The following is a 12080-nucleotide window of genomic DNA, read 5'->3' as shown; positions in this document are numbered from 1 at the left end:
GCCCCATTTTTGTGCCTGACCGTGTATGTCACAATCAGGCGTGTTTACGGCTACGAATCGTCATGGAAAGGCGAGCAGGTGCATCCGGCGTTGCAACTAAAGGTTTATTCACACGCGCAGTCTCCACGCAAACCATCGTCTTATAGCCATCATTTGGCATATCGACCATACTGCTAGACAGTTCAGCTCCAGGGTTCCAGGCCACAACATCACTTTGATGATGATGATGCACTTCAATAGTACGTTTCAGCGCGGCATCTTTTATCAGGCTATAGGCTTCTGGCTGAGTATAGATCCGGTCAGTCTGGCCGTTAAACACTAAGTCGCCTTGCTGTGTGGCATCAGCCACTTTCAGCACTTTATCTAAGTATTTTTCGCCAAGTCCGCTGATTTTTATCTGGTTGATATCGCCAATCTGGAAGTAGGTATGTAACGCGGCAACCGCTTCATAATCACCGTGTGATTCTAGTTCCATTTCGCATTCCTCACCCAACTTGAAGCGGGCGATTAAAGTGAATGCGTGTGGCCAGAATTTACGTGAGGCATCACTGTCTTCCAGTGTGAAGGTCAAAATAACCCCATTTTCGTTCTCATCATGAGCGCTGAGAGTCCATGGCAATAAACGCGCAAAACCATGGGAAGGTTGCGCGGATGGACCAAACCAAGGCCAACAGATAGGAACGCCACCACGAATCGCAACGCCATCTTTAAATGGTGTGTTATTACTCAACCAAATAACTGGCTGTTCACCACTTGGCTGGAAAGCCAGCAGGTGAGCACCTTGCAAGGTGACTGCAGCGCGCACTTTGGGGTGGGATACAACTACGACGGGTAATTCGTCTAACTGGCGTTGGCTGATGTAAGGCGAAATTTGTTCAACAACAGGTAGGGTGAATACTTTCTCGTTCATTCGTTTGGCCTTATGGGAATAGGAACTTGAGATCCATTGAACTTCAGACTTTCGATAATATCACAGACGCAAAATCTTGCAGCAAGCCTACAGTAGAGTAGTGGTGAATCATTGATATTACGCAATTTATTACACTGACCCGATGGAGTCGTGTAGCCATCACCGCATTTTTAGACAATAAAAAAGCCACCCGAGGGTGGCTTTTGACAGAAATCTACATCAATCCATTATTTGGAGATGTGAGAGATCAGATCCAGAACTTTGTTTGAATAGCCAGTTTCGTTATCGTACCAAGAAACCAGTTTCACAAAGTTGTCATTCAGCGCGATACCTGCTTTAGCATCGAATACTGAAGTCAGTTTTTCGCCGTTGAAATCGGTAGATACAACGTCATCTTCGGTGTAGCCCAGAACGCCTTTCAGCTCGCCTTCTGAAGCTGCTTTGATGGCAGCACAGATTTCTTTGTAAGAAGCTGGTTTTTCCAGACGCGCAGTCAGGTCAACAACAGAAACGTTAGGGGTAGGAACGCGGAACGCCATACCAGTCAGTTTACCGTTCAGTTCTGGGATAACTTTACCTACTGCTTTAGCAGCACCGGTAGAAGAAGGGATGATGTTCTGGGATGCGCCGCGGCCGCCGCGCCAGTCTTTGTGAGACGGGCCATCAACAGTTTTCTGAGTTGCAGTAGTTGCATGCACAGTGGTCATCAGCGCTTCAACGATACCGAACTTGTCGTTGATAACTTTAGCCAGTGGAGCCAGGCAGTTAGTGGTGCAAGAAGCGTTAGAAACGATTTCTTGGCCAGCGTAAGCCTTGTGGTTAACGCCCATAACGAACATAGGGGTGTCGTCTTTAGAAGGACCAGTCAGAACCACTTTCTTCGCGCCAGCAGCGATGTGCTTACGTGCAGTTTCGTCGGTCAGGAACAGGCCAGTTGCTTCAGCAACAACGTCAACGTTAACTTCGTTCCACTTCAGGTTAGCCGGATCTCTCTCTGCGGTAACACGGATGGTTTTACCGTTAACAACCAGATGGCCGTCTTTTACTTCTACAGTACCGTCGAAACGACCATGGGTAGAGTCGTATTTCAGCATGTACGCCATGTAGTCAGCGTCCAACAGGTCGTTGATTGCAACGATTTCGATGTCAGAACGTTCCTGAGCAGCACGGAAAACAATGCGACCGATACGGCCAAAACCGTTGATACCTACTTTGATAGTCATATATTCCACCAGCTATTTGTTAGTGAATAAAAGGTTGGTTGTAAAATTACAAAAACCTTACCGAGCGTCAAGCGGAATCGTGTCAATTATTGCTACAAATCAAACCAGGGGAGGTAGATCGAACATTAATCACGCGTTTCCTGATACGATTAGCCTCATTTTTATATTGGGGCGAATAATTTAGTTTAAAGTGAGAATCAGTAATATTTGCGATTTTTATCACATTTACACCGTTATCGCTTCGATGGCATACAGTTTAGGACAATTTTAACTGCTTTGTTGTTAATTTTTTGTTATTATTAGACGTTGTTTTCGTTGACTTTATTCCCTGCCAGAGAATCGCACAAATGGCTAAAGAACTGAACCCTACAGAAAATATTGAGAAACTGTCCGATATTCAGCGGCATGTCACCCAGCAGCGGGGGACGGAAGCGCCTTTTAGTGGCAAATTACTGCACAATAAACGTGACGGTGTGTATCAATGCTTGTGTTGCCACCAACCGCTTTTTATCTCAGAATCTAAGTTTGATTCCGGTTGTGGTTGGCCGAGTTTTTATCAACCGCTTGACGCGAATTCAATCCGCTATATTGATGATTATTCTCATAATATGCACCGTGTCGAGATTCGTTGTGGTAACTGTGATGCACATTTGGGGCATGTGTTCCCTGATGGCCCACAACCTACCGGAGAGCGCTATTGCGTGAACTCGGCATCACTGAATTTTGTTGATGACCAAAATGGCGAACAGACTGCGGGATAACGGCTGATAAAAACCGTAACCGGATAAGTGAAAAATCGATTCAGCTTGCTATTCCTTTATCTGAGGATGTTCCGATGGAGCTTGAAGACCTAATATCAGTGATGACACCCGAAATTTACCAGCGTTTAGTTCAGGCGGTAGAGTTAGGTAAATGGCCAGATGGTGTGGCACTGACGCCTGAGCAGAAAGAGAACAGTCTGCAAATGGTCATGCTATGGCAAGCGCGCCATAACACTGATGCCCAGCATATGAGTATTGGCACCGATGGTCAGATTGTGATGAAAACCAAACAAGAGCTTAAGCAGCAATTTAGCCAGCCGACGTTGGTGAAGTTGAAACCAGAATGAATCACTCAACGGCGTCGATATCGGCTCCGTTGAGTGCCTCGTTTAATAAGTTGCTTTTACCTCTAAGTCCGTCAGAAGTTGCGCCAATGTTTGTATGTTGGCGCCAGTATCACGCATAGCGTCAAAGGCTTGTTGGCTGTCTTGTGGTTGCAGATTGACACCACGGCAACCATCACTGATGATGGTGGTTTGATAACCCAAAGTTAATGCATCTAAAACGGTGTATTTCACACAATAATCTGTTGCTAACCCCATAACATACAAACGCTCAATTCCGTGTTGCTGCAACCACCCATCCAGGGGGGTTTTTGCTCGTCTGCCATTATCAAAAAAAGCACTGTAGCTGTCGATCGCGGGATCTTGGCCTTTACGGAAAATCGCAGCAATAGCCTCATGGTTTAAACGTGGATGCAAAGCTGCACCGGGGCTGTCTTGTACACAATGTACGGGCCACCAGACTTGCGTTAAACCGTCTAATTCGCCAACAGAACCCGGTTCTGCATTGGAATTAATCGCAAAACTACGGTGCTCGGCTGGGTGCCAATCTTGGCTGGCGATAACAGGTATTTTTAACATCAAACAGGCATGAATAGCCTCATTTGCAATAGCAATAACCTCGTCACCTTCGGTGACAGCCAATGCGCCTCCCGGACAAAAATCATTTTGCAAATCAATTAATAACAGTGCCGCATTCATGAGAGTTCCGCCAGATCAGTGGGTGTCGGTTAATTCGCCGCGCAGGTTTTGTTGCATCAACCGGCGGATTTCTTCGGGGGATAGAGATTGACTCAACAAATAATGCAGTTTTGTCAGGGCAGCCTCAACGGTCATATCAAAACCACTGATCACGCCAGCATGGGCCAGTGCATTCCCCGTAGCGTAGCCATCCATATTGACCCTGCCAGAAATACATTGGGTTAAATTTACCACCACAATACCGCGCTCGCTGGCATTTCTTAGCTCATCCAGTAATTCTGCTTTCTGTGGTGCGTTCCCCACACCATAGGATCGCAAAATCAAAGCCTTGACCGGTTGCAGCAGGAAGTTCCGCACTACTGCACCAGAGATTCCGGGATAGATAGTGACTACGCCAATGGGTTGCGGCGTGATGTTATGAACGACCAATGGCCCATTATTGATAGGGGACTCAACTGATGCCATACGACGAATATGGATGCCCGCTTCTAGCAGAACAGAGAGATTAGGAGAGGCGAAAGCATCAAAACCGTCGGCATGAGCTTTGGTGGTACGGTTACCGCGAAACAATTTGTTGTTGAAGAACAAACTGACTTCATTCACTGGGTGATTAGCTGCCAGATACAGAGCATTAAGTAAATTGGTTTGCCCATCGGAACGTAACTCCGCCAAGGGAATTTGCGAACCGGTGACAATCACGGGTTTAGCCAGATTTTCCAGCATGAAGGAGAGGGCCGAGGCGGTAAACGCCATAGTGTCAGTGCCATGTAAAATAACAAAGCCATCGTATAAATCATAATTTTGCTGAATATCATTGGCAATATGCTGCCAGTCCTCAGGCGTCATATCAGAAGAATCAATTAATGGAGCATATTCATGAATAGTAAAATCAGGCATTTCGGGCCGATGGAATTCAGGCATCAAGGCCAGTTGGCGTTGCAAGTGACCAGACACGGGAATGTAGCCGTGATCTGAACGCTGCATACCGATAGTCCCGCCGGTATAAGCGACATAAATAGATTTCTTCTGCATGAGTCATATGCCTGAAAAGTCGAACTGAATAAGATGAGTGAATTATAGGGCGGTTGGTGAGGAAAAAAAGCCCGGCAGGTGCCGGGCGGAGTATTTATCTACGATTTGAGGATTTGACTAGCGCACATCACCACAAGTTAGGCATAACGCATACCGATTCTGTGGGTCATTGAGTGTATTGAGCAAACTTGGTTGATCTTTAACTGCTCGTGCCATGGCTGATATTGGTGCAGGTAACCATGCCTGAATAGCTTCAGGCAGTATCGCCTGTACTGACGCGCTCATTTGACCGAAAATCAAATCACTGAGACTCGGTTCATCAACAAACCAATTCAGTTGCCAGGTTTTCAGTTTTGCCAGTTCGGCGACTTTCTTGACGGCATCATCAAAATCACCGAGTTGGTCTACTAGCCCGTTGTTTTTGGCATCCAGACCTATCCACACATGGCCTTGCGCGATTTGATCGACTTGCTCCGGTGTTTTATGGCGAGCGGTAGCAACCAAGTCAATAAAGGTTTTGTAGCCGTTTTCGATATTAATTTGCATCATCTGGGAAAATTCAGGTGGCAAATCTTTGGTTATCGATACATTCGCTAGTGGTGACGTTGCCACGCCGTCGGTATGTACACCAATGCTTTCCAGCGAGTTTTGGAAAGTATTAATTACGCCGAAGATACCAATAGAACCAGTCAGTGTGCTTGGGTTGGCAATAATATAATTGGCTGGGGTTGAAATCCAATACCCGCCAGAGGCGGCCATGCCACCCATTGATACAACCAATGGTTTATTAGCAGCCCGCAGCGCCGCCAATTCCGAACGAATCAACTCAGAGGCACTGACACTGCCGCCAGGGCTGTTCACTCGCAAGATAACCGCTTTGATTTTTGGATCTAAACGCGCCTGACGAATTTGCGCAGCCAGAGCATCGCCGCCGACATTCCCCGGTGTTTGTGGTCCATCCATGATTGCGCCATTAGCAAAGAGAACCGCAATTTGCTCACCTTGCTGTGGGGTTGGTGTCGGTTGATAGTCATAAATACTGACGTAATTAAAGTCATTATTTCTTTTATCCCAACCAAACGTCTTCACCAACTCAGTTTCAATTTCAGGGCGAGCCGCCAGTTGATCGACCAGCTTACTATTGAGTGCATATTGCGCAGGGGAGCCGCCAGCAGCTTGTAATCCACTGATAACACCCGCGGCACCCGGGAACAATTGCTCTGGCGTTAATTGACGATTAGCAGAAACCGCTGTCAGATAGTTTTGCCATAAACCGCCAATCCAGCGACTGTCAGCCTCACGGGCAGCGGGAGACATATCATCACGGATCATCGGCTCAACTGCCGATTTATATGTGCCCACGCGGAAAATATTGGTGGTGACTTTGAGTTTTTCCAACAACGATTTGTAATAAAGATTATTGCTGGCAAAACCATGCAGATCGACGGCCCCTTGTGGGGACAAATAGATTTTATTGGCAAAGCTGGCTAGATAATATTGTGTCTGATTATAACTATCGCCGATAGCGTAAATCGGTTTACCCGTATCACGGAATTCCCGCAGTGCTTTGCCAATATATTGCAGCGAAGGCTGATCAGCGCCGGTAAAATCACTCAGCGATAATACCAACCCCGTAATATTGCTATCGGTTTTGGCTAGACGAATAGTTTCTACAATATCAAATAGGGAGTTTTCTTGTAGACGATTACTGGATGCCCCTAATAATTCACGCCCCAGTTGACGGAGCTTATTATTCACTGCTGGCTGGTCAACCACCACACCACTTAAATTAACTAATAGTGCGCCCTTAACCGGTTCTGCCGGTTTGCTTTGGAACTGAAGGTAAATACCAACGCCGACCAAAATCAGCAGGATGAGAAAAAGATTAAGAATAAACTCTCTGGCAAAATTCAGCAGACGCCAAGTCCACTTAAAAAAACCAGCAATAATTCGCCACAAAGTGCGCATGTTATCTCCAACAAAACCGGGCAAGTGCAGTTATCCTAATGACCTGATGAACAAAAGTCAGCTTTAAATCACCGAAAAACCTCGAGAATCGGTCAACACTGGTAACAAAACGACAACTTATGCTACCGTGCTGAAAATGAAAATCGTTATCAGGAGAAAATGATGGATGCATTGGAATTGTTACTCAATCGTCGTTCGGCGTCCCGCTTAACCACACCAGCCCCAACAGGTGAGGCATTGGATAATATAATTCATGCAGGTATGCGTGCACCTGATCATGGCACATTACAGCCGTGGCGTTTTGTTTTAATTCAAAATGATGGTCTGGAGCGATTTAGCCAATTACTGCAAGATGCGGTTAAACACGATGGGTCTGATGAGGCTGTTTTGGAAAAAGCGAAGTTAGCGCCTTTCCGCGCACCGCTGATTATTACGGTGATTGCCCATGTCACAGAAAACCCTAAAGTACCAAATTGGGAGCAGGTTGTTTCTGCTGGTTGTGCCGTGCAGGCTATGCAAATGGCGGCGCTGGCACAAGGGTTCAATGGTATTTGGCGCACGGGTTCTTGGACTCACCACCCAGTTGTTCGTCAGGGTTTTGCCTGCCGCGAGCAGGATGAAATCGTCGGTTTCCTCTACCTTGGTACTCCACAACTGAAATCAGCCACCAAAGTCACTCCGCCGGATTACTCGCCTTTTGTTCGTTATTTCTGAGACTTGATTTCTCATATCAAAACGCAGTTTGCTTGTTTTTTCAGCGGCAAGCTGCGTTTTAGCCCGCTTTGTGACCAACCTATCCGCCTTATCACGGCTCTCCACTTACCAAGCCAAGCTAGAGGCGCTACCATAGATACTCTGGATATTTACCTTATCTGCATCATTCCTGACTAAATAGCTTATTCATTGATTTAATAGCATATTGGTTAGATTGTTTGTTACTGAACCATCAGACGGGAGAGTGTTATGACATCGCCAGCGATACGTCTTACTCAATACAGCCACGGAGCGGGCTGCGGTTGCAAAATATCACCCAAAGTGTTGGATAAAATTTTGCATTCTGAGCAACAAAAATTTCTTGATCCCCGTCTGCTGGTGGGCAATGAAACCCGTGATGATGCCGCGGTGTATGATATTGGCAGTGGGGTTGGCATTATCAGCACTACCGACTTTTTCATGCCGATCGTCGATGATCCGTTTGATTTCGGGCGTATAGCGGCGACGAACGCCATCAGTGATATTTATGCTATGGGTGGCAAACCGATTATGGCGATTGCCATTCTAGGATGGCCTATTGATAAATTAGCGCCAGAAGTCGCCCAACAGGTAATTGAAGGTGGGCGCTATGTTTGTCAACAGGCCGGAATTTCGCTGGCTGGTGGGCACTCTATTGACGCGCCAGAACCGATTTTCGGGTTAGCAGTAACCGGTATTGTCAGCACGGATCAGGTTAAGAAAAACAGTGCAGCAAAAGCGGGTTGTCAGCTATTTCTCACTAAGCCACTAGGGATAGGCATCCTGACTACGGCAGAAAAGAAAAGTCAATTACGCCCGGAACATCAAGGTATTGCCACGCAAACCATGTGTCAGTTGAATAAATCGGGTGCCGACTTTGCGCATATTGCCGGAGTGACTGCGATGACGGATGTGACTGGGTTCGGTTTGCTAGGGCATCTAAGCGAAATCTGTCAGGGGTCGGGTGTTCAGGCAACCTTGCATTTTTCGGCCATTCCTCGTCTGCCGGCGGTCGAAGAGTATATTGCGAAAGGTTGCGTGCCGGGAGGAACTGGACGCAACTTTGATAGCTATGGCCATCTGATTGGCGCGATGTCTGATCTGCAGAAAAATTTACTCTGTGATCCGCAGACATCGGGTGGATTGTTATTGGCGGTATTACCAGAGGCACAAAACCAAGTGCAAGAGATTGCAGCTCAACACGGTATGACACTCAGCGCAATTGGTGAGCTACATGCGGTGGATAATCGTCGGGCGCTGATTGAGATAACAGAATGACCTTCTCTCTGATGTATTTATACGGTGAATGATGCGACTTTTTATTGCCGAAAAGCCCAGTTTGGCGCGAGCGATTGCCGATATCCTGCCAAAGCCGCATCGCCGAGGTGATGGATTCATTGCTTGTGGCAATGACCAAATGGTGACGTGGTGTATTGGCCACTTGCTGGAGCAGGCTCAACCTGATGCTTACGACAGCCGCTATGCCCGTTGGTCTTTGGCTGACCTGCCTATTATTCCTGAAAAGTGGCGATTGCAGCCACGCCCTTCTGTTAGTAAACAACTTAATGTCATCAAACAGTTATTGCAGCAGGCTGACGAAGTTATCCATGCCGGTGACCCTGATCGCGAAGGACAACTTCTGGTTGATGAAGTATTGGACTACCTCGATTTGGAGGCGGAGAAACGGCAAAATGTGCGCCGCTGTCTGATTAATGACTTAAATCCCCAGGCGGTGGAGCGCGCAGTCGAGCGACTACGTTATAACCGGGAGTTTATTCCGCTGTGTGTTTCCGCCTTGGCGAGGGCTAGAGCGGATTGGCTTTATGGCATCAATATGACACGTGCCTATACCATTCTTGGGCGCAACGCGGGTTATGACGGTGTTCTATCTGTCGGACGAGTACAAACGCCAGTATTAGGGCTGGTTGTACGTCGTGATGAAGAGATTGAAGATTTCGTCCCTAAAGACTTTTTTGAAGTTAAAGCGCACATCGTCACACCTGCTGATGAGCGTTTTATTGCTTTATGGCAACCGAGTGATTCCTGCGAATCTTATCAAGATGAAGAAGGGCGCTTGTTGCACCGACCACTGGCGGATCATGTCGTTAATCGCATCACTGGCCAACCTGCTTTTGTCACGTCTTATAATGATAAACGGGAATCAGAAACAGCCCCTTTGCCATTTTCGCTTTCGACTTTACAGATTGAAGCCGCAAAACGATTTGGCCTGAGTGCACAACAAGTGCTTGATATTTGTCAACGTTTATATGAAACGCACAAATTGATTACATATCCTCGTTCAGATTGCCGATACCTACCAGAAGAACATTTTGCCGGCCGCCATTCGGTGCTCAATGCTATCAGCATCCATCAGGCTGATTTACTGCCGTTAGAAGTGATGGATAGCGATCGACGTAACCGTTGCTGGGATGACAAAAAAGTGGATGCGCACCATGCGATCATCCCAACGGCACGATCCACTAAAGTGAATCTCACCACGGATGAGAGTAAGGTTTACCGATTAGTTGCGCAGCAATATCTGATGCAGTTTTGCCCAGATGCACAGTTCCGTAAGTGCGTTATTGAATTGGATATTGCTGGTGGCAAGTTTATTGCTAAAGCGCGTTTTCTGGCTGAGGCGGGTTGGCGGACTCTGCTGGGTAGCAAAGAACGCGATGAAGAAAACGAAGGTGCGCCGCTGCCCGTGGTAGAGAAAGGCGCGGAGTTATTGTGTGAACGTGGTGAGGTTGTTGAGCGGCAAACTCAACCTCCACGGCCATTTACCGATGCCAGCCTACTTTCTGCAATGACGGGTATTGCGCGTTTTGTACAAGATAAAGAGTTAAAGAAAGTCCTGCGAGCCACCGACGGTTTAGGGACTGAGGCGACACGCGCAGGTATTATTGAGCTGCTTTTTAAACGGACTTTTTTGTTTAAAAAGGGCCGCTATATCCATGCTAGCCCGGCAGGTAGAGCATTGATTCATGCGTTACCTGATATTGCCGCCCGCCCAGATATGACGGCACATTGGGAATCGACGCTGACGCAAATCAGTGAAAAGAATTGTCGATATCAGGATTTTATGCAGCCGCTAGTAACCACGTTGCAAGATTTAATCAATCAAGCAAAACAAAATCGTTCGCCTCAGGTTTTTCGTGGGTTGCCAACAGCCCCTGCTAGTGCGACAAAGAAGCGAAAGAAAACATCGTCTAAAGCCAAGGAGAATAAGTCATGAGAACACAGCTATTACTGGGCCTTATTGGTTTCACCACGCTTATTTCCGGTGCGGCGATGGCGAACAGAAATAATGTCGATGTTGTCGTTCCTTTGCCGCCAGAGGTATGGAATAACTCATCAAATCGCAACACAAATAATAACCCGTGTACGCGCTGTTGCATTTATCAAAACCAAAATTACTCGGAAGGGGCCGTATTGCGAGTCGAGGGAGAAGTTCTGCAATGCGTGCGTGACTCCAGTGTGGTCGGGACAAATCCACTGATTTGGAAAAGATTAACCAGATAGTAGTTTATTTGTTTTTGAGAAATAAAAGTTTTCGAGCAATAAAAGCCTCTAATAGTGGAATGTCGGCGGGTGCCAGAGGGTAGTTATATGCGTCCTCTGGTGCTAGCCAAACTAATGCTGAATGGCAATTCAATACCAACTCACCGCTGAAATTGTCTATGTGCCAGGCATGTAGCCGGATCCTATCTTTTGGCGAGTCCCACTGATTGGTAGCGATATACTCTGCCACTGTCGCCCTGATATTTAACTCTTCAGCAAGTTCGCGTATCAATGCTTGCTGCTGACTTTCGCCAGCCTCGACCTTTCCGCCAGGGAACTCCCACATTCCCGCCTGATCGCGATGTGAATCTCGCTGTGCCAGTAAAATTTTGCCGTTTTGTTCGATAATTGCTGCGACGACATCAATCATTTTTATTTTCTCAGTGACAGTGGTTTATTTATGCCATAAAAATAGCCCTATCTTAAAATAGGGCCAGTATCGCCGACACAATCAAAGTTGCACATATACCTCATGTCAGCCATAAGGTAATCGAGGGCGAAGAGATAGAATTAGAGTGCAAATTCAGACCAGACAGGGGCGTGATCTGAAGGTTTCTCCATCCCGCGAATTTCATAGTCAATACCCGTGGCAATACAACGAGCAGCCAGTGGCTTACTCGCCAATAGTAAATCGATACGCAGCCCTCTATTTTCATCAAATCCGCGTGAACGATAATCAAACCACGAAAATTGATCATGGCAATCTGGATTTGCGGCACGGAAAGTATCGACTAAACCCCAATTTTGTAAACGCTCTAACCATGCGCGCTCTTCAGGCAAGAATGAGCACTTCCCTGTACGCAACCAACGTTTACGGTTCTCTTCGCCAATACCAATATCCAGATCTGTT

The 12080-nt window shown here is 46.9% G+C and carries 13 protein-coding genes; 6 read left to right on the top strand and 7 right to left on the bottom strand.

What is annotated here, in order from left to right; all coding sequences use genetic code 11:
* Positions 1-34: 34 nt before the first annotated feature.
* Complete coding sequence (locus HUZ92_RS19950; RefSeq protein ID WP_128451894.1) at positions 35-910, bottom strand: D-hexose-6-phosphate mutarotase; 876 nt, start codon at positions 908-910, stop codon at positions 35-37.
* A gap of 227 nt (positions 911-1137) precedes the next feature.
* A complete protein-coding gene (gene gapA, locus HUZ92_RS19945) occupies positions 1138-2133 on the bottom strand; it encodes a glyceraldehyde-3-phosphate dehydrogenase (RefSeq protein ID WP_002224141.1) in 996 nt (331 codons plus the stop codon).
* A 347-nt stretch (positions 2134-2480) separates the two neighbouring features.
* Between gapA and msrB the strand changes: the two genes are divergently transcribed.
* Both msrB and HUZ92_RS19935 read left to right on the top strand, forming a co-directional pair.
* Positions 2481-2894, top strand: a complete 414-nt coding sequence (gene msrB / locus HUZ92_RS19940; protein WP_004708435.1) for a peptide-methionine (R)-S-oxide reductase MsrB — start codon at positions 2481-2483, stop codon at positions 2892-2894.
* Positions 2895-2968: 74 nt separating this feature from the next.
* Positions 2969-3241: a YeaC family protein gene (locus tag HUZ92_RS19935; RefSeq protein WP_050101886.1), complete on the top strand. Its 273-nt coding sequence runs from the start codon at positions 2969-2971 to the stop codon at positions 3239-3241.
* Between the two features lie 42 nt (positions 3242-3283).
* On the opposite strand, the gene pncA is transcribed toward HUZ92_RS19935, so the two are convergent.
* The 3 genes from pncA to sppA form a co-directional block, all read right to left on the bottom strand.
* The gene (gene pncA / locus HUZ92_RS19930; protein ID WP_050296429.1) at positions 3284-3937 is read right to left on the bottom strand and encodes a bifunctional nicotinamidase/pyrazinamidase; all 654 of its coding nucleotides are present in this window, start codon (positions 3935-3937) and stop codon (positions 3284-3286) included.
* A 15-nt stretch (positions 3938-3952) separates the two neighbouring features.
* A complete protein-coding gene (gene ansA, locus HUZ92_RS19925; RefSeq protein WP_050101884.1) occupies positions 3953-4969 on the bottom strand; it encodes an asparaginase in 1017 nt (338 codons plus the stop codon).
* Between the two features lie 117 nt (positions 4970-5086).
* On the bottom strand, positions 5087-6937 hold the full coding sequence (gene sppA, locus HUZ92_RS19920; RefSeq protein ID WP_145579421.1) for a signal peptide peptidase SppA: 1851 nt from the start codon (positions 6935-6937) through the stop codon (positions 5087-5089).
* A gap of 162 nt (positions 6938-7099) precedes the next feature.
* Here sppA and HUZ92_RS19915 point away from each other — a divergent pair, with 162 nt between their 5' ends.
* From HUZ92_RS19915 to HUZ92_RS19900, 4 genes are all read left to right on the top strand, one after another.
* Positions 7100-7651 (top strand): NAD(P)H nitroreductase, encoded by a 552-nt coding sequence (locus tag HUZ92_RS19915; protein WP_050101882.1) that lies wholly within the window; start codon positions 7100-7102, stop codon positions 7649-7651.
* 249 nt (positions 7652-7900) lie between these two features.
* Complete coding sequence (gene selD / locus HUZ92_RS19910; protein WP_050101881.1) at positions 7901-8947, top strand: selenide, water dikinase SelD; 1047 nt, start codon at positions 7901-7903, stop codon at positions 8945-8947.
* Positions 8948-8978: 31 nt separating this feature from the next.
* Positions 8979-10904 (top strand): DNA topoisomerase III, encoded by a 1926-nt coding sequence (locus tag HUZ92_RS19905; protein ID WP_050101880.1) that lies wholly within the window; start codon positions 8979-8981, stop codon positions 10902-10904.
* Positions 10901-11191, top strand: coding sequence for a DUF1496 domain-containing protein (locus HUZ92_RS19900; RefSeq protein ID WP_050140593.1), 291 nt, complete (start codon positions 10901-10903; stop codon positions 11189-11191). Before HUZ92_RS19905 ends, HUZ92_RS19900 begins: the two co-directional genes overlap by 4 nt.
* 4 nt (positions 11192-11195) lie before the next feature.
* On the opposite strand, the gene HUZ92_RS19895 is transcribed toward HUZ92_RS19900, so the two are convergent.
* Complete coding sequence (locus HUZ92_RS19895) at positions 11196-11600, bottom strand: pyrimidine (deoxy)nucleoside triphosphate diphosphatase (RefSeq protein WP_050101878.1); 405 nt, start codon at positions 11598-11600, stop codon at positions 11196-11198.
* Between the two features lie 140 nt (positions 11601-11740).
* Positions 11741-12080: exodeoxyribonuclease III (locus HUZ92_RS19890; RefSeq protein ID WP_235941875.1), on the bottom strand; the 340-nt coding region annotated here is incomplete at its 5' end.

It is taken from the genome of Yersinia vastinensis (genome assembly GCF_902726565.1).
Classification (GTDB): Bacteria; Pseudomonadota; Gammaproteobacteria; order Enterobacterales; family Enterobacteriaceae; genus Yersinia; species Yersinia vastinensis.
The sequence above is the reverse complement of the archived record's forward strand: the minus strand, read 5'-3'. Positions and strand labels throughout refer to the sequence as shown.